Below are 23,116 nucleotides of genomic sequence, written 5' to 3'. Positions count from 1 at the left end.
GCACCGAAGGCGTCAACACCAAAACGAAAATGATCAAGAGGCAGATGTACGGGCGAGCCGGCTTCGCGCTCCTCCGCCATCGCATCCTGCTCGGCTAACCACGGTCCGTCACCACCGAAAGTGGGCCAGAGCCACTGACTGGACACACCCGTTGGCGGGCTGAGTGGGGTTGACCTGCGGTTCGCCATTTGTGTTCGGTGTGGTCACTAGTCATCGTCTCTCACTTGAAGTGGCGGATTTCGGGGAAGGGGATTCGGGTGAACCCCGCGTGGCGTTCGTAGAACTCGGTGCGGGTCTTCGCGTGCTTGTGGCGGATCTCGTTGATCCACCGCTGGAGCGGGTTGGGGACCGACTCGTAGTTGCGGCGCAGGAGGCGGGTCCAAGGCCGTTCCAGCCAGCAGGCGAAGTCGGGTGGCTGGTTGAGGCGTTTCGCGACGTGTTGATAGAAGTTGGCCATCTGGAACTCGCGGACCATCGCGACGTGGCGGCGCCATTCGAGGTCGCAGAAGACCTCGGTCAGAGCGACGGCTTCGGGATAGACGGGCAGGTGGGTCGGGTTGTGCGGGGTGTGGAAGCCGGGGAGCGTCTTGCCTCGGGCTTCCCAGCGTTCATGCAGACGGGTAACGAGGCGATAGCTGTGGGGCGCCCAGTCCATGATGATCCGGGTGGCGCGGTGTAGCTGCCCGTAGGCCCACTGGCGGTCGCCGGTGGCGGCGAGGAGTCGGCCGTAGCGGCGGTGGGCGGTGATGATCTCCGGGGTGTTGGTGAGATCGGTCCTGTCGGCGAGCCGGACGCGGTGCTTGCGGCAGAGCTTGGGGAAATAGAGCGCGTAGACCCTGATCGTGTGCTGCGCGGGCAGCCGGGCGGCGCATTGGTCGCAGTAGTCGTGCAGGCCCCAAGCACGGGAGGGTCGGAACGCGGGAATCTCCTCGGGCAGGGTGTCGTCGAGGCGGTGCAGGCCGGGTAGCGCTTTGCGGAGCTGTCTCCAGCCGGTCCAAGGAGTGCGGGTTGACCCGGATGTCGAAGTCGTTGACCAGAGACCGGGTCAGGCCCGGGTCGGCCGGCCCAGCGCGCCGAGCAGGATCGTGGGGCGGGCGAGGTCGTTGGCGTCGGCCAGTCGGAAAACGTAGGAGATGACCGTCTCGCCGCGCACCGGCCGGACGCGGACGGGCAGTTGCTGGGCGGTCTGCTGCCAGGCCTTCATTGCTGGCCTGCCCGGCGCTGGCGGGGCGGGGTGAACTGAGTCTGGGCGGCGACATCGAGGATGACCGCGTCGAGATGGGCCTTGGTGATCTTCTCGGTGCCGTCGGTGATGGCGTCGTTGGCGGCCTCGTGGATGAGCTGGTCGAAGCTGCCGATCATGCCGCCGGTGCGGTTGTGCAGTACACCCGCCCATAAGCGCGGGCTCAAGAGACGGCCGGAAAGTTAGGAGCGAGGTTGAACGGTGTCTTCTCGCACCAGGTCGGCTTGCCCGCGTCCGCGGCTGCTCCGCCGAACATGGTGTCGATCAGGCCCCGCAAGATTCCGAGCAGTTCGCCCCGGTCGCTGAAATACCTGGGAAGTACCCGCCGGCGGCTCGGCGGCTCGAACGGCCCGACAGGCCGGTCGGCGCTCCCGAAGCCTTCCGCGGGCGCAGGTTCGTCGTATGTGTCCGCGATCAGCTGCGGCCAGAGCTGTTGCACCGCGTCGCGGTAGCGCCGCTCGCCGACCAGCTCGGGAACGGTTTTGCCGCGATCGTCGCGCCGGCCGGGCACTCGTACGGTGAGGAAGTCGCTCAGCCGGTGCAGGGCGTCCTCACCGACGGTGGGGTCGTATCGATCGGTAAGCGCGTCGGCCAGGTCCCGCAGGCCGCCCGGGTCGATGAGGAACTTGGTCTCCATGGGAATCCGATGGATCAGCGGATGTTCGCCGATGATGTCGGCGATCCGTGACGTTCCCGAACGACCCGTACCTGCCACGAAAATCGGTGAGGGGGAAGGCATGGCGAGCAGTCAAACTCTCAGCCCGGCGCCTGTGCAAGCCCTTTATCCCCGTCATCCGCTGCTACGGGCCGGACGCCACCGACGACGAGTGACGTCGCACGATGGCTCGTCGTGGTCGCCACCATCTTGACCTAGGCGTCTGCGCTGCCCAGGCCCCGGAGAGGGGTACGGGAACCGACACACCGGCCGGAGCTGTTACGGCTTCGCGGATCCGCTCGGCGGCCCGGCGGGCCCGGTACGCCTTCTGTCGGCAGGCGGGCCGGTCGTAGACGGCGTCCCGGCGGTGACCGTGGCCCAGGGCGAACCGGTCCGGCTTCTCGTCGTTGGTCAGGTTCCCGTTCATCGGGGTGAGCGCCCGACGGCGAGCCGACCCGGTGCGTGGGCGCGGGGCCGGCTCCTGGTATCAGTGCGGCGTGACCTTGCCTGCTGGCTGATCACTTCGCCTGGGAGAGCGAGACCGCGTCGGGGCCGGCGGGGAATCGCAGCTGGCCGGTCGTGTCGTGCACGGCTCGCCACACTGTCTCGGCGACGTCGCTCTCCTTGGTGAACAGGTCCTGGCCCGTGAAGTCGCCCATGGCCTTCTTCGCCCATGTTGCGTAGGGCGCCGGGACCAGCTCGTCCAGCGAGGCGCCCTTCGTCGCGTTGGCCGCGAAGTTCGTCGTCAGGCAGGCGCCCGGCTGGACCGTCTTGGCCTGCACACCGAAGGGCGCGAGCTCGAGCGCGAGGGATGCGGTGAATCCCTCGATGGCCATCTTGCTTGCCTTGTAGACGGCCGAGAGCGGCATGTGGCCCAGCACCACGCTGGAGGTCACGTTGACCACCACGCCAGAGCCGCGCTCGCGGAACTGGGGCAGCACCGCCTGCGTCGTCGCCATCACGCCGAACGTGTTGGTTTCGAAGACTTCCCGCACTCGGGCCATGGGGGTGCCCTCGAACACGCTGATCGACGGGACGCCCGCGTTGTTGACCAGGACGTCGATGGGCCCGGCCGCCTCGAACGCGGCGGTGATGGTCTGGGGCTTGGTCACGTCGAGCTCGACGACGCGCAGCCGGTCCGACTCGGGCAGGACGCCCGCACGCGGAGTGCGCATCGTGGCGATGACGTTCCACCCCTGCGAGTGGAAGTACAGGGCGGTCTCCCGTCCGTATCCGGCTGAGGTACCAGTGATCAGAACTGTCTTCATGCGGTGATCCTTGCGATGTAGTGGGATCCGCGAATAGACAGGCATTTTCCTGCCCCGCGGAAGAACTGGTGATCCCATTGAATCGCTCTGACCTGCTGGAATAGTAGAACTATCGTCGCTTCGTCTTGCACGATCCTCCCTCATAATCCGGCCGCTCAAGGAAGGACGCCTGCGGTGCTTCGCAGGCGGGCCGCGTCCCGACTCGGGGGTGCGCCGAACTGGCGGCGGTACTCGCGGCTGAACTGCGACGGGTTGTCGTAGCCGACGCGGTGGCCGACTCCGGTGACGTCGCCTGGGTGGGTGGCGAGCAGCAGCCGGGCCTCCTGGAGCCGGATCTGTTTCTGGAACTGGATGGGGCTCATCGCGGTCACCGCCTGGAAGTTGCGGTAGAACGCGGAGACGCTCATCCCGGACAGCCGTGCCACGTCCTCGACCCGGAAGGGCTCGGCGTAGTGCTCGCGGATCCAGCGCACGGCCCGGGCGACATGGCTGAGGCCGCTGTCGGCGAGGCCGAGCTGGCGCACCGTCGCGCCCTGCTCGCCGGTGATCAGGCGCCACAGGATCTCGCGCTTGACCAGCGGGGCCAGTACGGCGCGGTCGCTGGGCTCGTCGAGCAGGCGCAGCAGCCGGACCACCGCGTCGAGCAGCGCGGGCGGGGCGTCGCTGACGGCGATCCCCGACGGAGTGCCTCCGGCGGGGCGGGGGGTGTCGCCGGGACCGGCTTGCAGCAGCAGTTCGGCGACGGCGGACGGTTCCAGCGTGAGGCCGAAGCCGAGGGCCGGCTGCTCGGGGGCGGCCTGGGTGAACTGTCCGGTGACGGGCAGGTCGACGGATGCGACCAGGTACTGCCCGGCGCCGTACGCGTAGACCCGGTCGCCCAGCGCGAGGCGTTTGGCACCCTGGGCGATGACTGCGAGCACCGTGCCGGACATCGAGGGCGCTGGCGGATCCGGCCGGTCGACCTTGGAGATGAGGACGCCGTCGATGGCGGTGGTCCAGTCGGGCCGGGCATGCCGGGCCAGCAGGGTGCGGAGCTCTTCGAGGTGCATACGTCCATTGCAGCACTGTCTGTGCTGCAATTCCCGTGCTCGCGAGGATCGTGCAAGTACCAGCGAGCATCGTTCTAACGTTTTCGCAGGTCACGGCGATTGAATGGAATCACCTCACTCCATCAACGCAGAAGAAGGCCTCCATGATTGCCACGTACGGCTTCAACGCCACCCTGACCGCCAGGCCCGGAATGGGCGACCGGCTCGTCGACCTGCTGCTGACCGGCCTACACGAGGGCAGCCCCGGCGCGAGCAAGTACTGCGTGGTCTACCTCGTCTCCCGTTCCGCGTCCGCCCCCGACGTCGTCCACGTCACCGAGGGCTGGACCAGCGAGGAGGACCACCACCGGATCTTCGCCGGCGAGGCCGCCCAGGCCATCGTGGCGCAGATCGGCGGACTGCTGGCCAAGGAGTCCGAGTACACCGACTACGTGCCGGTCCGCGGCAAGGCCGCCTTCTGACTCGCCGAACACCCCACACCCCAGCCCGTGCCGCCGCGGTGCCCGCTGAGGCGCCCCCTCCTCGCCCGACCGTCCCGCCACCACCCACGAAAGGCAACGACCATGACTACGGCACGACCCGCCCTCGACCCCGAACTGCATGAACTCTTGGCCGACATGCCGCTGATGTCCCAGCTCAGCCCGGAAGTGCTGGCGCAGGTACGCCCCTTCTCCTCGATGCCCGTCGATCCCCTCCTCGAAGGTCGCGCGATCGACCGGCGCGAGGTCACCGCTGCGAGTCCGGACGGCACCACGATCCCCTTGTCCGTCTTCAGTCCCGCGAACACCGATCGCACCACCGCCGCACCCTGCGTCTACTGGATGCACGGCGGCGGGATGGTCATGGGCGACCGCTTCTCACAGATCGACATCCCGCTGGAGTGGCTCGACGAGTTCGGCGCCGTCGTGGTCTCCGTCGGCTACCGGCTCGCGCCCGAGGCCACCGGCATCATCCCGGTCGACGACTGCTACCAGGGACTGCTCTGGATCGCCGACCACGCCGAAGAACTGGGCATCGACCCCGACCGGATCATCGTCGCAGGCGCCAGCGCGGGCGGCGGTCTCGCCGCCGGCGTCACCCTGCTGGCCCGCGACCGCGACACCCCGACGATCGCCGCCCAAGTCCTGATCGGCCCCATGCTCGACCACCGCAACACCACCACCTCCAGCCTCCAGTACTCGAACGGGCCCGGCGTCTGGACCCGGGAGATGAACGGATTCGGATGGCGCTGCCTCCTCGGCGACCTCACCGACGACGAGGTACCCGCATACGTCTCACCCGCCTTGGCCGACGACCTCGCGGGCCTGCCGACCACCTACATCGACGCCGGCTCCGCCGAAGTCTTCCGCGACGAGGCCACCGACTACGCCACCCGCATCTGGGCTGCCGGCGGCCAGGCCGAACTCCACGTCTGGGCAGGCGGCTTCCACGGATTCGACGCCCTGTCCCCTCAGGCACACATCTCGGCCACAGCCCGCCGAACCCGCACCGACTGGCTCGCCCGGCTCCTGCCCACGAGCCCCGCCGCATAGGTGAAGTCGACGAGTTTCGGTCGTACGCTTCAGCCTTGGCTAAGACCTCAGCGTCTGCTGTCTCCGGGCGCGAGCAGGCTGGTGACCTCGGCGATCGCCTCCGCCGAGGGGTGGAAGTAGCGCCGTACGTTCTCCGGCTTCTTGTGCCGGGACTTCGCCATCAGCATGGGCAGGCTGGCCCCGGCCTCGCCGAGGTGGGTGAGACCAGAATGGCGGTATTCGTGCAGGTCCCAGCCTGTGCCCGGCACCCCGCCGACTGCGGTGTGGGCGTCGAGCAGGGCGCGGGCCTGGCCGTACGACAGCCGGACCAGCCCGGTGTCCGGGCACACGTCACGCGGCGCGAGGACCTTGCTGGGACCCGGCTTGCGGTGGGTGACGAACACCGGCCCGCGTGTGCGGCCCTTGATCAGCCGGGGCAGCAGGCGGGCGGTGCCGGCGTCCCAGTACACGGGCTCCATGACGTAGTCCTCGCGCGGGGCACCGCGGCGGCGGGTACGCGGCTTCGAGCCCTTGGCCTTCACCGGGGCCCTGCGGGCGGCAAGGTCCAGCTCCTCGATGTTGACGCCGAGGATCTCCTCCGCCCGCGCGACGGTCTCGTACAGCATCCGCCACAGCGTCTTCTCCCGCAGGTGGACCTCGCGCCGGGCGATCAGCCGGTCCACGGCCATCTTCGAGCGGGCCGGGGTCTCCGAGTCCGGCGGGTGCATCCGCTTCACCCAGGCCGGGACAGCCGGGCCGTCGTATCCGCGCTCGACACACCAGCCCAGCCACGACAGCACCGCCGCCCGCCGGGCGTTCCACGTGTTGACCGCGGCCTCGCCCCACAGTTGTTCGAGGGCGCCGCCGATCTCGTCGTCCGCGACGGTGGCGAGCGGGCGGGCATCACCGAGGTGGTCGGCGGTCTTGCCGACGCCAATTCCGTACGACCGGAGCGTGTTCGCGTTGTCGAGCGAGTCGAGGAACACGTCGGCCGCCGCGCGGACGGTCAACGCCTTTCCGACGGGCAGTCGTACGACGGCGGGCACCGCTTCCCCCCTTGCCACAGATAACGGGGCCGCTTCGTGCACAGCCCCGAGAACGTCGCCGCAGGTCGTGATCAGCGATGCCGCAGATAATAGGGCGTTATCTGCGGAAGACTTCAGACGGGTCCCGCCGCCGACCATCCGTCAGCCGCCCACCAGGGCCGATCGAGGCTTAGCGCCGGTTTTCGTTCCGATGTTCCTCAACCCCCTATCCCGACGGAACACCTCGGCTCCGGCTCCCGGCCCGCAAGACCTATAAGGAACGGATGGTGCCACTGCACCAGGACGCCGCCGACGCCCTCCAGCAGCTCATCGACCTGCGCAGACCTGGGCGAGACAAACCATTCACCGACGAACGCACCGGCGAGCAGATCCGCTACCTGTTCGTCCGTCACGGCAAGGTCCTCTCCAGCTCCTACCTGTTCGAGACTTCGCTCCAGAAGGCCAGCAAGGAGGCTGGCCTGGTCGGTCCGGGCGGCTGGAAGGGCAAGGAACGCGGCACCATCTCCGCGCACAGATTCCGGCACACCGTCGGCACCCAGCTCGCCGAACGCGGCGCCAAGCTGCACACCATCATGAAGGTCCTTGGCCACTCCTCGGTCTCCATGGCACTGGTCTATGCCCAGGTCAGCGATCGTGAAGTGCTACGTGACTACAAGTCCGTCCTCGAACCCGGCGCCGTCGTCGCCGGCCCCGCGGCTGAGGAGCTGAAGTCCGGGACGCTGCCCGCCGAGGCCGTTGACTGGCTGAAGAGTAACTTCCTCAAGACTGAGCTCGAGCTTGGACACTGCCTGCGCCTACCCGCCGAAGGCCCCTGCGAGTGCGACCTCTACCTGACCTGCGCCAAGTTCGTCACCACCCCGGACTACGCCCCACGGCTCCGGGCCCGCCTGGAGGTCGAACAGCAACTCGTTCAGGACGCCGACGAACGCGGCTGGACCCGCGAAGTCGAACGGCACACCGCCGTCGCCCGCCGTCTCACCGGCCTGCTCACCGACCTTGGCGAGACCACCAATCCGAGCGACGGCAACTCTTCAGGAAGGTCATCATGCACGTCGACGAACTGAGGAGTGCTTGGATCTGAACTGTTCTCCATAGGGCGAGGGAATCAAGTTGATTGGCCAGATTGCATGCTGGTAGAACATGGCGATGCTGACTGGAAGGCTTGTTCGCCTACGTGCCGTCGAGCCCGCGGATTTCGAGAGCATTTGGCGCTGGAGTCACGACCCCGAGGTGGTGCGCTGGATGAGCAGCGGCTACCCCGAGTCGTTCGTGCAGGCACAGGAGCGGTTGGCAGAGGCGCCGCGCAACAGCTACGAGAATTGCCGGTTCATCATCGAGTCGCTCGACGATCGGCGTGCTGTCGGGTTCGTCCGGCTCAGGGATGCGGAACCGGAGGTCGAAACGCTGAGCTGGATATCCAGATTGGCGAAAAGGATGTCTGGGGTCGCGGCTTCGCCACTGAGGCGATGCGCCTGATATGCAGGTACGGCTTCAACGAAATGCGCTTGCACCGGATCACTCTGGACTTCGCGGCAGAAAACACTGCAGCGCGCCGAGTTTATGAGAAGGTGGGCTTCGTCGAGGAGGGCCGCGTACGCGAGTGCTTCCGCCGTGATGGCAAGTGGCACGACATGATCCTTATGGGCCTTCTCGAAGGCGAACTTCGCGACTGATCCGTCTTGTTCCGTGCCGCCATGGTTCGTACGGCATCACCCACCGCACCCATCCCCGAAGATTGCCCGTGTTGGTGGCCAACACCTTAGCGATCATGACTCATGAGCAGGCGACAGGCCTTGACAGTGTCCATATAAACAGCGACGTCGTGTTCGGCCTGGTCCACCTGCTGGGCATGCAGTACCGACCCGCGCTGGCCGACCTCCCCGACCAGAAGGGCTGGCGCATCCAGGACGCCGACTACAGCAGCCTGTCCCGCTTCGCCCGCGGGAAGATCGACCTGGACAAGATCAGACGGCACTGGGGCGACATCCTGCGCGTCGTGGTGTCGATCTACACCGGCGAGATCCGCGCCTACGACGTGATGCGGATGATCCAGCGGGACGGCAACCCCACCCCGCTCGGGGAGGCGATCGCCCACTACGGCCGGATCTTCAAGACCCTGCACATCCTCACCTACGCAGTTGAAGAGCCCTACCGGCGCGACATCAAGGGGGTGCGCAACCTGCAAGAATCCCGGCATGCGCTGGCCGGGAAGATCTTCCACGGCAAGAAGGGCGAGATCTACCAGCGCTACTACAAGGGCATGGAGGACCAGCTCGGCGCGCTTGGTCTCGTTCTGAATTGCGTCACGCTGTGGAACACCTTCTACATGGACAGGGCCCTCGATCAGTTGAAGGCAGAGGGCTATCCGCTGGCAGAGGAAGATGTCGCGCGGCTGTCGCCGTTCGTCCGCAAGCACATCAACGTGATCGGCACCTACTCCTTCGCCCTGCCCGACCTCGGACCCGCTGGCATCCGTCAGCTGCGCAACCCCGATGAGCCGGACTGGGAGGACGACGCCCTGTAGGTCGCCGTCACGTCGTCGGTGTCTTGGCGGCCCGGTGCGCGGCGACGCGGCACGCCGTGGAGCAGAACCGCGCCGGGCGGCCGGTGGCCGCCTGCCGTACCACAAGCCCGCATTCCGGCCCCTCACACGGCCTTTCGTTACACGGCCTGGTCGTGGCCGGGAGGGTTTCGTTGCGTGCGTCGAACAGCACGTCGGTGGCGTTCAGCGGCCGGTTGGACCACAACACCTCGGTGCGGTTCTCCCAGGTCCCGCCCTGACTGGTGGATGCCGCCAGCGTGTAGCGGTGCCAGCCCGCGTACAACTCGGTGTCGTACAGCTCGCACGCGTACCCGGAGACGACCACCGTGGACCGGCAGCGGTGCAGCGCTTCGGCCAGCGTGCGGTGCGCGTCAGTGCCGGTCATCTCGTGCCGGTAGTTTCGCTCCCGGGTGCTGCCCGGGTACGGCGGGTCGACATACAGCAGGCTGCCGCGGAACCGCCCGTACGCCTCGATGACCTCCAAGGCGTCGCGGCATTCCAGCGACACCCGAGCCAGACGCTCGGCCACGCCGTGCATCCGCTCCAGGTAGCCGTTCAGCCGGGCGGGCAGGGAGATCCTGGCGGTGTCGGCCGCGTCGAATCGCCAGCCGGTCTTGCGGAGCGTGCCGGTCCGGCCCTGGGTGAGGCGGACCCAGACCCGGCGGGCGCGTTCCAGATCATCCAGGCCGGACAGATCACCGTAGGCGGCGTCGTGCTCGGCGCGGCTATGCGGGGTCAGCGCGCACAGCCGTACGAGCTCGGCAGGTCGGTCGCGTAGCACCTTCCAGAAGGTCATGAGGTCGCGGTCCAGGTCGTTGACCGTCTCCAGCTTGGCAGGCTGCTTGGCCAGCAGCACCGCCAAGGATCCGCAGAAGGGCTCGATGTAGTGGCTGTGGCCGGCAGCATCGCGGCGATCTGGTCGGCCAGCTTGGCTTTGCCGCCGTAGTAGATGATCGGGGGGAGCATGAGCACCGTCCAGGTCAGGCGTCACGGCTGGGCGACGACAGGTACCGGTGGAGCGAGGTCTTGGGGATGCCGGTCTTGGCGGCGATCTGTGCGAGGGAGTCGCCTTCCGCCTTGAGCAGGCGCGCGTAGTCGATCTTTGCGGCGGGGTGCGCGATGGGGCGGCCCACGTGCTTGCCCTTGGCCTCGGCCACGCTGCGGGCGTGGGCGGCGCGCTCGGCGGTGAAGATGCGCTCCATCTCGGCGAACAAGGCCAGCAGCAGGAAGGCCACGCGAGCCATCCCCGCGTCTGCGGTGTTGATAGGCAGCGGGTCGGCCAGGGTTCGGACGCCAATACCGCGCTCGGCCAGCTCGTGAACGAGGTTGAGGACCTCGCGCAGATTGCGGCCGAGCCGATCCAGGGTGTGCAACACGATGACGTCGCCCGATCGGGCGTAGGCGAGCAACCGCTGCAGGCCCTCGCGTTCGACGGAGGCGCCGGTCTTCTTGTCCACGAAGATCCGCTCGTCCGGGATGCCCTGCGCCGTCAACGCATCCAGCTGCCGCTCCAGGGACTGCTTCGTGGTGGAGACACGTGCGTAGCCGAGTTCCAGACCGTTGTTCGGGTGTGCGTCGCTGCCCACACCGAAATCGTACCTAAATTCGTTTCCGTACGTTCATTATGGAACAATAATTGTGGGACGACTTCTGGAACGCGATCTCTGCCGGAATGCCCGGTTCGCATGATCCGGCAGCCGAGCGTGCCGTGCCGTTCCGCTTCCAAGGAAGTGGAACGGGATCTCTGCCAGGTTCCGCGTTCTGTCCGAGCACCTCGATAAGTGCGTGTCGCTGAACCAGATGATCAGTTGAGACGCCGACGGGCGAGGTAACGGTGTGTAGGGGCGGAACCTTGACAAGAGATGGACCAACTCCGCACCCCGGCCCCGTCATGTTCGTCAAGCAGGCGATCGAAGATCCGCTTCGCCGTGTGTCGCTGCTTCCGCGGCGCGTCGAGGTCCGAGCGCAGCCAGTCGTCGATCACCACTCGGTACGCGTCAAGCCGTGAGCCGCGTTTGGGCGGTTGCTTTCTCTCCTTCGGCCATGCAGATTCCAGCGCCGCTGTCACGGTTCGGAAGCCGACGCCGTGCTTGCGCTGCAGCGCGCGGTTGGACATCCCAGATCGGGCATCCCGTCGGATCGCCGCGTACAGGTCGACCCGGGAACGCGGCTGCGTCATCGGTGGCACTCCTGACGTGAGCACGCCGTGGGCACGACTTTCGGCACCGGGCCACCGCCCGGGAACGGTGACCGCATGCGACCACAGCCCGGAATCACTGGCCCTACCGAGGTGCCTGGTCATGTGCTGCGCAGGGGTTCGGTGGGCGGTACTGAGGCGGCCCGGAGTGCGGGGTACGACCGACGACGGAGCCGATGAGCCGCGAGTAGGCCAGATCGAGTCCCACTGAAGCCCAGGTCAGTACGACGGCCCGGCCTTGCGTGGCGACGAAGACGTTGGTGACGAGCACGCCCAGGATCAGGCCTGTGATGCCGCCGACGACATCAACCTCGACACCACCTGTCCGCCCCGTGTCCCTGGCGCGACGAAGATCTGCTTGCGCGGTGCCTAATCGGTCTTCCCGCAACACCTCGCGGGCCCCTCAGTGTTCGCTGCTGAAGAACCGTAGCAACAGCGGGCCGACGGTCTGTGGGTCGACGACGTGATCCGGCCCCTCGAGGGTCTCCCGTTGAGCGTGGGGTAGTAGGTCTGCAAGCTCGTCGGCTGCGCGGTCGAAGAAGTCCGAGGGCAGGCCTGCCATGTAGGGGACCGTGATCGGTCCTCCGGTGGTGACCAGGACCGGTTGGGTGACCGTTGCCAGTCGATCGGCCGGCAATTGGTAGCGGTTGAGGAAGACGCTGTCGTGGACCAGCGTGGGCGCGAGGGCGACCGAATCCGCCCAATGCGCCGTCTGCTTGCCTGCCGCTTTCCTGGCCGCGATGTTGTCGTCGGAAGCGCCGGACAGGCGCATGAACAGTTCGAGAACCTCCTCGTCTCGCCCGGCGTCGAAGGCGCGTCGGGTGTCCGCGATGTACTCCTCGAATCGCGGGCGTATGTCGTCCCCGACCGCGTAGGGCACCTCCCACACGGCGATCGTGTCGATGGCTGACCCGGCCGCGGCGGCTTCCAGCGCCAGCGCGCCACCAGAGGACGCCCCGAACAGGTGTGCCGAGCCACCCGCCTCCGCGATCAACGCATCCAGGTCCTCGATCTCCCGCTCCACGGCGTAGGGCTCGGTGAAGCCGCTCGCGCCGCGTCCCCGACGGGCATAGTTGTAAACCGTGAAGTGCTCGGCGAGAGCAGGTACCAAGGGAGCGTTCTCGGCTCCGTCGTCCAGCGCGCCGCCTACCAGGACGACAGCCGGGCCGCTTCCCTTCCGGTCGTAGGCGATGGTGGTGCCATCGTTTGATGTCACGCGAAAGGCCATCTCGTTCATCTCACATCTCCGTTCGAGAGGTTTGTCTCAGCGCCTGAGCAGCGTGCCGACGACGGCCTCGGTGCGCGACCACCGCGCCCTTGCGATCACGGCCGCCACGACGAGACAGGCGAGCGGCAGCCAAGGGCTCTGCTCGAGCACGAACTGATCGGTGATGACAGCACCGGTCAGCAATGCCGCCAACCCGAGACTGGCCAGGCCCGCCAGAGCCGGGATCAGAAGTCCAACCCCTCCCGCGACCTCCAGCGCTCCGACCAGGTACCGGAGCCACTGGCCAGCCCCGATGTCGGCGAACATGTCCACCATGACCGGGTCGCCGGCGAGCTTCGAGATTCCGCCGCCGGCGATTATCGCCGCCAGCACGACTTGCAGAATCCAGACCCCGATGCTGGTCGCCCGCCCGGGCGTGTGCGCAACGGTTTCCGAGTTGTTCTTGGGGATGGTGCTCATTCGTCTCTCCTTGTCGTGTCCGGGCCTGGTACCGGTGATGGCGTTGGCCGAGTGGGCCGGGTTGTCGGAGTTGATTTCGACCAAGTGCTCGCGGTAGCGGCATCTACTTCTTGTTGCGGTAGAGGACCATGGTGATGGGACCGAAGACCGCGACGAGAAGTACGGACGAGACGAGCACCCAGCCGATTTCCCCGGCGGGCACCGAGCCGTCCATCAGGCCGCGTACCACGGTCGCCAGGTGGGTGATCGGGTTGACCTCGACGACCGCCTGCATCCACCCGGGCATCGTCTTCGGGTCCACGAAGATGTTGCTCACGAACGTCAGCGGGAACATCACCATCATGCTGACCCCCGCCACCGAGTTCGGCGTGCGCAGGATCAGGCTGAGCATCGTCCACAGCCACGACAGGCAGAACGAGAACACCAGCAGCAGCACCACCGAGAGCACCACGCCGACGGCGCCGCCCTCCGGCCGGAACCCTAGGACCAGTCCGAGCGTGATCACGATCGCCGACCCGATCGAGTAGCGCATCACATCGCCGAGCAGGGCGCCGACCAGCGGCGACGGTCGCCACACCGGAAGTGACCTGAACCTGTCGAACACCCCCTTCTGGATGTCGGTGTTCAGCGTAATGCCGGTGTTCATGGTGATCATGACGTTCGCCTGCACCAGGATGCCGGGCAGCAGGAACTGTAGGTACGCCTGTGTCGACCCGGCGAGCGCGCCGCCGAACAGGTAGGTGAACATCAGCGTGAACATGATCGGGAACAGGGTCACGTCGACGAGCTGCTCGGGCACGTGTTTGATCTTCAGCAGCGCCCGCCAGCCGAATGTCAACGAGGTGAGCACCGGGCCGGGGCGAGACGGCCGCTCACCGGCCAACAGCACACTGCGCAGCGCGTCCTCGGTGACCGGCGCCGACGCCTGCTCCGCGGTCGTGGCATTCATGCGGCATCCTCCTCGGGTGTCTCCTCGGCGGCGTGTCCGGTCAGGGTGAGGAACACCTCGTCCAGGCTCGGCTGACCGAGCGCGAACTCGGTGACGTCGATGCCGCTGCGGGACAGCTCGGCCAGGGCGCGGGCGACCCGCTCGGGGTCGGAGATCCGCGCGGACAGCGCGGCCGGGTCGGCGGACGGCTCGGCCGGCACCTCGAGGACGCCGGCGAGGACCCGTTCGGCCTCGGCCCGCTGCTCGGGCGCACGTAGCCGTACGTGCAGCGAGCCGGCGCCGACCGATGCCTTGAGCTCGCCGCTCGAGCCCTCGGCGATCACCTTCCCGTGGTCGATCACCGCTATCCGGTCGGCCAGCTGGTCGGCCTCGTCGAGGTACTGCGTGGTCAGCAACACGGTGGCGCCCTCGGCGACCATGCCCCTGACGATTTCCCAGACCTGGTTCCTGCTGCGCGGGTCGAGCCCGGTCGTGGGCTCGTCGAGGAAGATCAGTTCGGGGGTGACGACCAGGCTCGCCGCGATGTCGATGCGCCGGCGCATCCCGCCGGAGTACTTCTTCACCTGCCGGTCGGCCGCCTCGGCAAGACCGAACGCGTCGAGCAGGTCGGTCGCCCGCTGCCTGCCTCGGCGGCGTGAGTAGCCGAGCAGCCTGGCGAGCAGCAACAGGTTCTCCACCCCGGTGAGGTCCTCGTCGACCGACGCGAACTGCCCGGTGAGGCCCACCCTGCTCCGCACCGCCTGGGCGTCACGCACGACGTCGTAGCCGAGCACTTGCGCCTCTCCGGCGTCGGGGCGCAGGAGCGTGGCCAGCATGCGGATCGTGGTGGTCTTGCCCGCCCCGTTCGGACCGAGCACGCCGTACACGCCCCCGGCGCTCACGGCCAGGTCCACACCGGCGACCGCGTGGGTCGTGCCGAAGCTCTTCTTCAACCCTCTCGTCTCGATCGCGAACTTTCCCATGGGTTCGATTCCTTCTCTCGGTGTTGCGAACGGATTGGTAGAGACTAGTCAAGTTTGACTACTTAGCCAGAGTACACGAGGAGGAAACGTCTAGTCAAGTTTGATTAGAAGCGCATCTTGAGGTGACCGGGGACCGTTCGCCACGAACCCGGATCATCGGCCATGGTGTAGGCGCCCTCAGACAGTCGTTTGCTCAGGCTCTTCGCCCACTCCAGTTCGGTGCGTGCGTGTCCCGCCCACAGTTCGGCCTGATCGCGGACGTGCTCGGGGGCGTCCCGATTGGGGTGCTCCCGCCACTTGGCCTGCTCTACGAGCTCCGCTTCCAGGCGCGCGACCCGCTCGTTAACCTGCGCGATGGCATCTGTCCTGGTCAGCATGGGCAACATGGCGATGGACGCGTTGAGCATGTCCGCGTCGTGGGTGCGCCGCAGACCGTCGCGGACCAGTTCGACCATCTCGTCACGTCCCCGAGCTGTCGCGCGGTACAGAACGCGCTCCGGCCCAGAGTTGCCCGGCTCGGCGTGTTCGGTGAGGAGGCCATCAGCCGCCGCCTTCTTCAGCGCGTGATAAATCGAGCCGGGCTTGATCTTGGCCCAACTCTCCGCACCCCAGCTCTGCAGTTCGGACCGCACCTGGTAGCCATGCGCGCCGCCGGAGAGGTGCACGATACCGAGTACCAGGAGCTTCGTCGCCGACACGCGCCCACCTCCGCTCAACCCTCTCGTCTCGATCGCGAACTTTCCCATGGGTTCGATTCCTTCTCTCGGTGTTGCGAACGGATTGGTAGAGACTAGTCCAGTTTGACTACTTGGCCAGAGTACACGAGGAGGAAACGTCTAGTCAAGTTTGATTAGAAGCGCATCTTGAGGTGACCGGGGACCGTTCGCCACGAACCCGGATCATCGGCCATGGTGTAGGCGCCCTCAGACAGTCGTTTGCTCAGGCTCTTCGCCCACTCCAGTTCGGTGCGTGCGTGTCCCGCCCACAGTTCGGCCTGATCGCGGACGTGCTCGGGGGCGTCCCGATTGGGGTGCTCCCGCCACTTGGCCTGCTCTACGAGCTCCGCTTGCGCGCCCGCCAGGGTGGTGTCAACTCCCACCAACACTAGGGTGCCCTCCTGGTCCGGGTGGTGTCAGCACTGACCTACAAGCGGTGCTGGTGGAGACCTCCAAAGCCAACAACGCGAGGTCGCCGTCCTCCGCGTCGACCGCTTCCCCATCTGACTCGCGGTCCCAAGCTCGCGGGACTCAGCCTGGGTTCGTGACCTGCGGGAACCCGTCCGTGAAGCGCAACCGAACGAAAAGTCACGGCAAGGAGCCGAGTCGAGCTCCGCTAACGGGACTTTTCGTTCCGATGCTCGTCATGCCCCGTCAAGGCCGCGACGGCCTGGAGGGACAGGTCCGGGCCGGGATTGAGTGGCAGCAGGCGAAAGAGCCGGGCCTGCTCCGGCTGGGTGTGTTCCAAATGCTGGTAGGAGAGGTCGAAGGCGGCCGCCACCGCGATCGGCCTGCCATGCTGATCGAGGTCACCGCTGTCCAAGACAGTCAGCCGCCGGCGGGCGTCGTCGAGTTCGGCGGCCATGTCGGCTAGCGGCCGGCCCGGTTCGGTGCGCAGCAGGGCAGCGATGACCTGCAAGGCCAGCGGCAAGTATCCGCACAGCCGGGCGATCGCCGCCGTCTGTTCGGGCTCGGCCTCGACACGCAGATCGGGTCGGCTCACCTGTAGGGCGGTGCGCAGCAGGTCGAGGGCCTCTGGCTCGGGCAGGACGGTCAGGTCGATGAGGTGGGCGGGCAGCGTCAGGGTGTGCCGAGAGGTGATCAGCAGCCGGTGACAGGGTTGGGCCGGCAGCAACGGCTCGACCTGGCCGGTGACGGCGGCGTTGTCGGCCACCACCAGCACCGGCAGTCCCTGGTGGGCGCGGTCGGCCAGCAGGGACCGATACAAACGCAGTTGCTCCTCTCCGGTCGGCGGGAGATCGGCGTTGCGGATGCCCATCGCGCGCAGCAACTGCCCCGCCGCTGCCGCAGCCGGTACGCGTTCGCCGGGGTCGGGGGTGTAGCCACGCAGGTCAATGAAGAACACCCCGCCGCCGAACCAGCCCTGCTCCATGGCCTGGTGAGCGGCCACCAGCGCCAGCGCGGTCTTGCCCACCCCGGCCATCCCCGCCACCGCCGACACCACCAACCCTGTCCCGCCTCCGCTGGTCGGGTTCAAAAACGCTAGCGTCTCCTCCAAGGTTTCGATGCGGCCGATGAAGCCTGCGGGTGCGGCTGGCAGGCCGGCCAGGGCCTGTGGAGCCGGACCGGTCGGCTGCACGATGGTCGCCGAGGCGTAGTCGCCGGTTTGGATGATGCCCGGGTTGCTCCCGCCCACGCTGACCGCGCGCGGCCCGCGGGCGGACACGGATGGGTGCTCCGGCGGAGGGATGCTCACCGCTCGGCGCGGGCGTCGTCGCCGGTCTGGATAATGCCGGTATTGGTTCTCGCAGCCACCGCTCGCTCACCGACCGCGCTCACCGTCATCGCCGCCGGAGCGGCGGCCGGGCCGAGCATGTCGGCGAGTTCCTTGACCAGCGCAGGGTCGGCCGCGAGCGCCTTTTTGATCTGTAACCGCAGCGCGGCCAGGCTGTCGTCATCGTCGGGCGCCTGAACCCGGTCGGACACCGCGCTTTGCAGTTCGGCCTGGCTTTCCGGCCGCTGCCAGATGCGCTGCAGCAGGCGACGCCCTAGGCCGACCGTCTCATCGGCGGCCACGTCCTGCGCTTTGGTCAGCACCGCACTTCCGTAGGCGCCGATCGCCGCGCTCACGTAGGGCATCACTAACGCCACCACAGCAGAGACGTCCATACGCCGCCCCTCCGATCGACTTCAGCGGGTGAGCCGATCGTACGCCGCGATACGACGTCCGCCAGGCGCTACTGGGCAAGCCTAGAGATATCCCCGAATCAGACCCCGCACCCGAGGCAATACGACACAAGGCGCAATAGTCGCATCCAATGCGATAAGGCACAGAAGACCGGTGCCGTGACGTATTCGACTGTGTCGTATCTTCCCAGTGGAGTTCGGCTGTGAGGAAAGCCGAGCCCTCTCTTTCACGGTGCGTGATCCGTCCAGCGGGTGAGGTCGACCCGGATGCTTCGAGTGTCGGGATGATTGACGCCTGAAACGCGCTGGCGAACGGGGAGCAGGGCAGTGAGCTGATCGCGAGCGGCTGTCGCATCCCCCGCCCATCCCGTCCAACGTGCAAGCTCGTGGCGGGTGGTCAGCGTATCGGGGTGCTCGGCACCGAGCACGCGTTCGCGGATGGGGAGCAGGGCGATGAGTTGGTCCCGGGCGGCTGTCGCATCTCCCGCCTGCCCTGTCCAACGCGCGAGGTTATGCCGGGTAGCCAGCGTGGAGGGGTGCTCGATACCCAGGATGCGTTCCTCGACGGGGAGCAGAGCGGCGAACTGGTCGCGGGCTTCTGCTGCGTCCCCCGCGTTTCCTATCCAGCAGCCAAGATTGTGCCGGGTGGTCAGCGTATCGGGGTGCTCGGCACCGAGCACGCGTTCGCGGATGGGGAGCAGGGCGATGAGTTGGTCCCGGGCGGCTGTCGCATCTCCCGCCTGCCCTGTCCAACGCGCGAGGTTATGCCGGGTAGCCAGCGTAGAGGAGTGCTCGGCACCGAGCACGCGTTCGCGGATGGGGAGCAGAGCAGCGAACTGGTCACGGGCGGCCACCGCATCCCCCGCATCCCCTGTCCAGCGCGCGAGATTATGCCGAGTGAGAAGGGTTTGGGGGTGCTCGGCACCGAGCACGCGTTCCTCGACGGGGAGTAGGGCGGCGAGCTGGTCCCGAGCGGCGGTGGCGTCTCCCGTCCATCCCGTCCAGCGCGCAAGATCGGACCGTGCGGTCAAAGTGATGGGGTGCTCGGATCCCAGGTTCGCCCGAGTGTTGTCAAAAATCTCCTGGTAGAGAGCTTTGGCGGTGCGGTAGTCGCCGCTCACGCCGAGATAGCGGGCGATTTTGCGCATACCGTTGGCTTGGGCGGTCAGCACGAAGCGTGCGTGAGAGAGCAATAGTGCATAGCGTGGCCAGGTTGCTGCGAGTTCCGGATCGTCCGGTAGCGCGTTTTCTAACAGGCTTGCGGCGACCTGGCGATAGTGGTCACGCTGCGCCGCAGGAAGCTGATGCCAAACCGCGGCCTGGGTGAGGCGATGCATGTTCACCAGCTCCTCCTCACCATTCCTGGAGTCTTTTTGCGAGGCCGCAGTGATGGTGATCATGCTGTAGGAGGCCAGCAGGGCGAGCGCCTCGTCCACAGCCAGTTCGTTGGTCTCGTCCAGGCCGTCCAGGACGGTGATCGGTAGGTTGTCGGGGGCATAGCAGGCCAGCAGCTTGAGCAGATGCACCGCCAGTGGGTTGACCACGCCGATTCGCTGGTGGGACAGTGCCCAGACCTTGGCCACCACTCGTGCGGCGTCCCCGCCGACCGGTGCGGCAGCGTGAATACGGGCGGGTGCGTCGGTGAGCAGATGCAGGTACCGGGCCGGGGTGACGCGGGGGGTGCGGGTGATGTAGGCACCGGCTTGAGTCAGTGCCAGTGGCAGGTCGCCGAGCCGGAGTGCCAGCTCATCCAGCAGTTTGGCCTGGCCCTCGGCCGGTGGGCCGATGAGGTCGGCGAGCAGGTCGACAGAAGCCTGGCGGTCCAGCAGGTCAAGCCGCACGGGGGTGATGCCAAGGTGCTGCCAGCCGATGTCGCGCCGGGTGGTGATCAGCACATGCCCGCGGGAGAGCCGAGCCAGGTACGGGTCGATGTGGGTGGTCTCTTCGACGTTGTCGAAGACCACCAGCCAGCCAGTGCGGCTGCTCAGCCAGGCCAGCGCCCAGGCAGCGGCTTCCTCTGTGGTGGCCTGCTCGGCGGCCACAGAGTCGATCCCCGCGACCATTGCCCTGGTAAGCCCGGCCAGGCCTGCTTGAATCTGGGCAGGGCTGTCGGCCTCCATCCACCACATCAGCCGGTAGTCGGCTCGATGCCGATGCGCGTACTGCAGGGCTAATTCGCTTTTGCCCACGCCGCCGAGCCCAACAATGGCCTGGGAGATGATGCCGGGTCCGGTTACCAGGGCGTCCCGCAGCACGGATAGGGCGTGCTCTCGGCCGACGAAGGCGGCTACCGGTCGGCGCGGCAGCCCGACCAGTGCCTCTGGCGCTTCCACTCGGGCTGCATCGGGTAACGATCGCCGCGACAGCAGCCGTATATCCCCGGTGAAAACCGAACCGGAGAGCTCCCCACCAACTGAGACCGCCCGCCCCCCGCTCGCCTCGGTACGGCCATCGCCATGCAGGTGACCAGGGCGAGCCGGGTTGGACGGAAGTGTCATATCGCCATTGGATCGCCACCCGAGGGCAACTGCCCGCCGGAGAGCGGCGCGCAGTACTCATAGAACTGCAGGCGATCAGGCGTCTGCTGTCGGTCTACACCGCCGGCCTGGACCAGCTCGCCGCCGCCGGCACAACCCATGGACCGCCGCGTGACCTCGACGCCGCCGTGCAGGCCGTGCTCGCCCTGGCCGAGCGGTTGGATCTGGTTCTGGACGATCTGACTTGCCCAGCTAGCGAGGGGGACGGGTGAGCGGGTAGCGGTTCCAGGTGCCGCCGGCCGCGGTCACGTGCTTGGTGGCGGTGGACGGGCGAAAGCCCAGGGCGTCGGCCACGACCGGGGCGGGGGCTTGCAGGACGAGCTGGCGGAAGGCGGCGGTGCGGGTCTGCGTGGCCTGGATACCCAGAGCGCGCAGCTGCGGCAGCAGCGCGTTGGAGGTCAGGGGCTGCCCGGTGCGGCCGCCGGGGAAGAGCCAGCGTGCGTCGGCGTTGGTGGCGGTGTTCATGTTGGCCCGGGCGGCGGCCAGCTCGGTGAGCATGGCGGCGAACGGTTCGGGGACGGGCGTGGGCGGGGTGCCGAGGCGCAGGAACCTCTGGCCGTCGGAGCCGACGATGAGGTCGTCGAGGGTGAGCCGGAGCAGCCGGCTGACCGGCTGGGCGTAGAGCAGGACCAGGCAGGCGGCGACCCGGGCGCGTAGCGGGATCGTGGTGTCGGTCAGGCAGCGGCGCAGCAGGGCCAGGCGCCGGTGCTGGCTGATCGGGGCCAGGGGACGGCGGGTCGGGGTGGGCAGCTTCAGAAGGGGCATGTGGCCGTCGGTCATGGCCCAGCGCAGGAACGCTCGGGCCCGGTCCGGGTCCGGCTGTCCGGCGTACCAGCGGTCGATGTCGGCCTGGTCGGTCTCGCCCAGACGGTGCTGGCGGGCGGCCAGCCAGGTAAGGAAGGCCGCGGCCGTGGTGAGGCGGCCGGCCGCGACGTTGCGCGAGGCGGAGCCGAGCACACGGCGCGAAGCCTGGGCGTGGAGCTTGGGCAGCAGGTACCAGCCGGCAAAACGGCGCAGCAGCCGGGCCTGCTCAGGATCGGTGATCGCCGCGAGGCGGTGCTGATACCAGCCTTCGAACAACAGGATCTGCCGATCCAGGCGGGGCAGCGCACCGGCGGCCATGAGCAGATCGCGCAGGTGCGCGGCGGTGCGCCAACTGGCCAGCTCATGCAGGGCTTGATGAGTGAGTGGAATGCTTCCATCGGCCAGGCCACGCAGGTATTCGGGGACGCGGGAATTGTTGGTGATCCAGGTCAGGCCGCGCACCGGGTTGGGCATCGCGATCAGCAGCAGCCAGAGGCCGGCCAGGTGCGGGGCTGGCAAGCCGCGCTGGTCGGCGAGGAGATCGTGCAGCAGGTCGGCCAGACGCTGGCGGTCGGGTGTCCACCAGCGCCGCTGGTCTCGCAACCAGGCCCGGTAGGCGGGGTCCGTGCGGGGTGGGGGCAGGGTGATCCGCGCCCGCTGCAGCAGGGGGTCGTCGATCCGGTGCGGCCCGGCGGCCTGCGGCTCTGGAGGTGGTGCGGCCCGCAAGGTCATGGTTCGGGATGGATGCGGGCGCGGGTGGGACGCAGATCGGCCAGGTCGACGACCGGCCCGCCCTCCGTGCTGGCGGCGCGGGGGCGTGCGACGTTCTCGGCGGTGGTCGCGATCAGGTCGGACGGGGTGAGGGCGAAGATGTCGCACAATGCGGCCAGCACCGGCAGCGACAGCCGTTCCGGGGTACCGCTGACCAGGCGGTGCACCTGCGAGGTCGACAGGGTGATGCCCCGTTCGGCCAGGTGCGGGATCAGGTCGTTAACCCGGAACATGCCGTGCTGGGCCATCACCTCGCGCAGCCGCCACCGGTAGCCGACGCTCCGTTTCATCGCATCCTCCCGCCGGTCGGCCGCAAGGCCGCGTTCAAGGTGGCGTCCAGGGCGCTGCGCAGGGTGCGGACGCGAAAGTCCGACGACACGCAGGTGTAGATCGAGGTGGTGGAGGCGTGCTCGTGGCCGACCTGCTGCTGCACGAAGAACGGATCCCAGCCGTCCTCGATCAGGTGGGTGACGTACGAGCGGCGCAGCGAATGGAAATCCAGCCCATCGGTCAGGCCCAGAGCGCAGCGGTAGGCGGCGAAGCGGTGGTTAATCGCCCCGAGCGAGAGGCGCTCGGCGCGCTCCGTCGGCCACAGCGCGGGACCGCCGTCCCGGTCGAAGGCGGGCAGCATCGTCTCGGCCCACTCGGACAGGACCTCCACCACCCACGGCCAGACCGTCAAGACGCTGCGCGGCTTAGGTGGCGAGCCCTTCATCGCCTTGCCGTACCGCACGTAGCAGACGCCGTACTCGCCGAACTCGGCAGCATGCGGGTTGCGGCCGAAGTCGGCCACGTCCAGCATCCGCACCTCGTTGCGGCGCAGCCCGTAGGCGTAGGCGACCTTGAACAAGGTGGCGTCCCGGAACGCGGCCAGCCAGCCCTTGCGGCCGGCGGCCCGGATCCGGGCGACGGCCCTTGCCCCCGATGTGTGGACACCTTGAGTACCGGATGATGGAGATCCGGAGACAAGGAGTTCCACGTGGCGATGAAGTCGTACCCGCCGGAGTTCAAGGCGGACGCCGTCGCGTTGT

The 23,116-nt window shown here is 67.7% G+C and carries 26 protein-coding genes and 2 pseudogenes; 6 read left to right on the top strand and 22 right to left on the bottom strand.

The window, feature by feature from the left end; translation table 11 throughout:
• Positions 1-220: 220 nt before the first annotated feature.
• The 6 genes from ACFKCF_RS60200 to ACFKCF_RS60175 form a co-directional block, all read right to left on the bottom strand.
• Positions 221-655 carry a hypothetical protein gene (locus ACFKCF_RS60200; RefSeq protein WP_394506325.1) on the bottom strand — a complete coding sequence of 145 codons (435 nt, stop codon included), beginning with the start codon at positions 653-655 and terminating at the stop codon, positions 221-223.
• A 390-nt stretch (positions 656-1,045) separates the two neighbouring features.
• Positions 1,046-1,204, bottom strand: a complete 159-nt coding sequence (locus tag ACFKCF_RS60195; protein ID WP_394506323.1) for a hypothetical protein — start codon at positions 1,202-1,204, stop codon at positions 1,046-1,048.
• A complete protein-coding gene (locus ACFKCF_RS60190) occupies positions 1,201-1,410 on the bottom strand; it encodes a hypothetical protein (protein WP_394506322.1) in 210 nt (69 codons plus the stop codon). Before ACFKCF_RS60190 ends, ACFKCF_RS60195 begins: the two co-directional genes overlap by 4 nt.
• The gene (locus ACFKCF_RS60185; protein ID WP_394506320.1) at positions 1,407-1,880 is read right to left on the bottom strand and encodes a hypothetical protein; all 474 of its coding nucleotides are present in this window, start codon (positions 1,878-1,880) and stop codon (positions 1,407-1,409) included. The genes ACFKCF_RS60190 and ACFKCF_RS60185 overlap by 4 nt, the downstream gene beginning before the upstream one ends.
• A gap of 536 nt (positions 1,881-2,416) precedes the next feature.
• On the bottom strand, positions 2,417-3,166 hold the full coding sequence (locus ACFKCF_RS60180; protein ID WP_364857673.1) for an SDR family oxidoreductase: 750 nt from the start codon (positions 3,164-3,166) through the stop codon (positions 2,417-2,419).
• 155 nt (positions 3,167-3,321) lie between these two features.
• A complete protein-coding gene (locus tag ACFKCF_RS60175; RefSeq protein ID WP_148646602.1) occupies positions 3,322-4,215 on the bottom strand; it encodes an AraC family transcriptional regulator in 894 nt (297 codons plus the stop codon).
• A 143-nt stretch (positions 4,216-4,358) separates the two neighbouring features.
• Between ACFKCF_RS60175 and ACFKCF_RS60170 the strand changes: the two genes are divergently transcribed.
• Both ACFKCF_RS60170 and ACFKCF_RS60165 read left to right on the top strand, forming a co-directional pair.
• Entirely contained in the window at positions 4,359-4,676 is a 318-nt protein-coding gene (locus ACFKCF_RS60170) for an antibiotic biosynthesis monooxygenase (RefSeq protein WP_364857679.1), read from the top strand.
• Positions 4,677-4,778: 102 nt separating this feature from the next.
• Positions 4,779-5,747 carry an alpha/beta hydrolase gene (locus tag ACFKCF_RS60165; protein WP_394506318.1) on the top strand — a complete coding sequence of 323 codons (969 nt, stop codon included), beginning with the start codon at positions 4,779-4,781 and terminating at the stop codon, positions 5,745-5,747.
• Positions 5,748-5,794: 47 nt separating this feature from the next.
• Here the strand turns inward: ACFKCF_RS60165 and ACFKCF_RS60160 are convergent, their stop codons facing one another.
• The gene (locus ACFKCF_RS60160; RefSeq protein WP_394506316.1) at positions 5,795-6,772 is read right to left on the bottom strand and encodes a tyrosine-type recombinase/integrase; all 978 of its coding nucleotides are present in this window, start codon (positions 6,770-6,772) and stop codon (positions 5,795-5,797) included.
• 245 nt (positions 6,773-7,017) lie between these two features.
• Here ACFKCF_RS60160 and ACFKCF_RS60155 point away from each other — a divergent pair.
• From ACFKCF_RS60155 to ACFKCF_RS60145, 3 genes and pseudogenes are all read left to right on the top strand, one after another.
• A pseudogene (locus ACFKCF_RS60155) lies at positions 7,018-7,836 on the top strand (tyrosine-type recombinase/integrase); the annotation flags it as partial.
• Between the two features lie 76 nt (positions 7,837-7,912).
• A pseudogene (locus ACFKCF_RS60150) lies at positions 7,913-8,445 on the top strand (GNAT family N-acetyltransferase).
• Between the two features lie 95 nt (positions 8,446-8,540).
• Positions 8,541-9,296: a Tn3 family transposase gene (locus ACFKCF_RS60145; RefSeq protein ID WP_394506315.1), complete on the top strand. Its 756-nt coding sequence runs from the start codon at positions 8,541-8,543 to the stop codon at positions 9,294-9,296.
• Positions 9,297-9,303: 7 nt separating this feature from the next.
• On the opposite strand, the gene ACFKCF_RS60140 is transcribed toward ACFKCF_RS60145, so the two are convergent.
• The 12 genes from ACFKCF_RS60140 to fxsT form a co-directional block, all read right to left on the bottom strand.
• Positions 9,304-10,170 (bottom strand): DNA adenine methylase, encoded by an 867-nt coding sequence (locus ACFKCF_RS60140; protein ID WP_394506327.1) that lies wholly within the window; start codon positions 10,168-10,170, stop codon positions 9,304-9,306.
• Positions 10,171-10,294: 124 nt separating this feature from the next.
• Positions 10,295-10,900: a recombinase family protein gene (locus ACFKCF_RS60135; RefSeq protein WP_394506313.1), complete on the bottom strand. Its 606-nt coding sequence runs from the start codon at positions 10,898-10,900 to the stop codon at positions 10,295-10,297.
• 218 nt (positions 10,901-11,118) lie between these two features.
• Positions 11,119-11,493, bottom strand: coding sequence for a hypothetical protein (locus ACFKCF_RS60130; RefSeq protein ID WP_208758998.1), 375 nt, complete (start codon positions 11,491-11,493; stop codon positions 11,119-11,121).
• Between the two features lie 421 nt (positions 11,494-11,914).
• Entirely contained in the window at positions 11,915-12,748 is an 834-nt protein-coding gene (locus ACFKCF_RS60125; RefSeq protein WP_394506311.1) for an alpha/beta fold hydrolase, read from the bottom strand.
• Between the two features lie 27 nt (positions 12,749-12,775).
• Positions 12,776-13,198, bottom strand: a complete 423-nt coding sequence (locus tag ACFKCF_RS60120; RefSeq protein WP_394506309.1) for a DoxX family protein — start codon at positions 13,196-13,198, stop codon at positions 12,776-12,778.
• Positions 13,199-13,301: 103 nt separating this feature from the next.
• Positions 13,302-14,147: an ABC transporter permease gene (locus tag ACFKCF_RS60115; protein ID WP_394506307.1), complete on the bottom strand. Its 846-nt coding sequence runs from the start codon at positions 14,145-14,147 to the stop codon at positions 13,302-13,304.
• On the bottom strand, positions 14,144-15,109 hold the full coding sequence (locus ACFKCF_RS60110; RefSeq protein WP_394506305.1) for an ATP-binding cassette domain-containing protein: 966 nt from the start codon (positions 15,107-15,109) through the stop codon (positions 14,144-14,146). Before ACFKCF_RS60110 ends, ACFKCF_RS60115 begins: the two co-directional genes overlap by 4 nt.
• Positions 15,110-15,213: 104 nt before the next feature.
• Positions 15,214-15,855 (bottom strand): PadR family transcriptional regulator, encoded by a 642-nt coding sequence (locus ACFKCF_RS60105; protein ID WP_138460723.1) that lies wholly within the window; start codon positions 15,853-15,855, stop codon positions 15,214-15,216.
• Positions 15,856-15,959: 104 nt separating this feature from the next.
• Positions 15,960-16,208, bottom strand: a complete 249-nt coding sequence (locus tag ACFKCF_RS60100; RefSeq protein ID WP_394506304.1) for a hypothetical protein — start codon at positions 16,206-16,208, stop codon at positions 15,960-15,962.
• Positions 16,209-16,441: 233 nt separating this feature from the next.
• Positions 16,442-17,512, bottom strand: a complete 1,071-nt coding sequence (locus tag ACFKCF_RS60095; RefSeq protein ID WP_394506302.1) for a hypothetical protein — start codon at positions 17,510-17,512, stop codon at positions 16,442-16,444.
• A 26-nt stretch (positions 17,513-17,538) separates the two neighbouring features.
• The gene (locus ACFKCF_RS60090; protein ID WP_394506300.1) at positions 17,539-17,955 is read right to left on the bottom strand and encodes a hypothetical protein; all 417 of its coding nucleotides are present in this window, start codon (positions 17,953-17,955) and stop codon (positions 17,539-17,541) included.
• 245 nt (positions 17,956-18,200) lie between these two features.
• Entirely contained in the window at positions 18,201-20,306 is a 2,106-nt protein-coding gene (gene fxsT / locus ACFKCF_RS60085) for an FxSxx-COOH system tetratricopeptide repeat protein (protein ID WP_394506298.1), read from the bottom strand.
• 158 nt (positions 20,307-20,464) lie between these two features.
• Between fxsT and ACFKCF_RS60080 the strand changes: the two genes are divergently transcribed.
• Positions 20,465-20,722, top strand: a complete 258-nt coding sequence (locus ACFKCF_RS60080) for a hypothetical protein (protein ID WP_394506297.1) — start codon at positions 20,465-20,467, stop codon at positions 20,720-20,722.
• Here ACFKCF_RS60080 and ACFKCF_RS60075 read toward each other — a convergent pair.
• From ACFKCF_RS60075 to ACFKCF_RS60065, 3 genes are all read right to left on the bottom strand, one after another.
• The gene (locus tag ACFKCF_RS60075) at positions 20,703-22,046 is read right to left on the bottom strand and encodes a hypothetical protein (protein WP_394506295.1); all 1,344 of its coding nucleotides are present in this window, start codon (positions 22,044-22,046) and stop codon (positions 20,703-20,705) included. The genes ACFKCF_RS60080 and ACFKCF_RS60075 overlap by 20 nt on opposite strands.
• Positions 22,043-22,375: a helix-turn-helix domain-containing protein gene (locus ACFKCF_RS60070; protein WP_394506294.1), complete on the bottom strand. Its 333-nt coding sequence runs from the start codon at positions 22,373-22,375 to the stop codon at positions 22,043-22,045. The genes ACFKCF_RS60075 and ACFKCF_RS60070 overlap by 4 nt, the downstream gene beginning before the upstream one ends.
• The coding region (locus ACFKCF_RS60065) for a tyrosine-type recombinase/integrase (RefSeq protein ID WP_394506292.1) at positions 22,372-23,116 on the bottom strand (745 nt) is incomplete at its 5' end. The genes ACFKCF_RS60065 and ACFKCF_RS60070, both read right to left, overlap by 4 nt.

This window comes from Nonomuraea sp. JJY05 (assembly GCF_043496855.1).
In the GTDB taxonomy this organism is placed as follows: Bacteria; Actinomycetota; Actinomycetes; order Streptosporangiales; family Streptosporangiaceae; genus Nonomuraea.
This window is presented reverse-complemented; position numbering and strand designations above follow the sequence as displayed.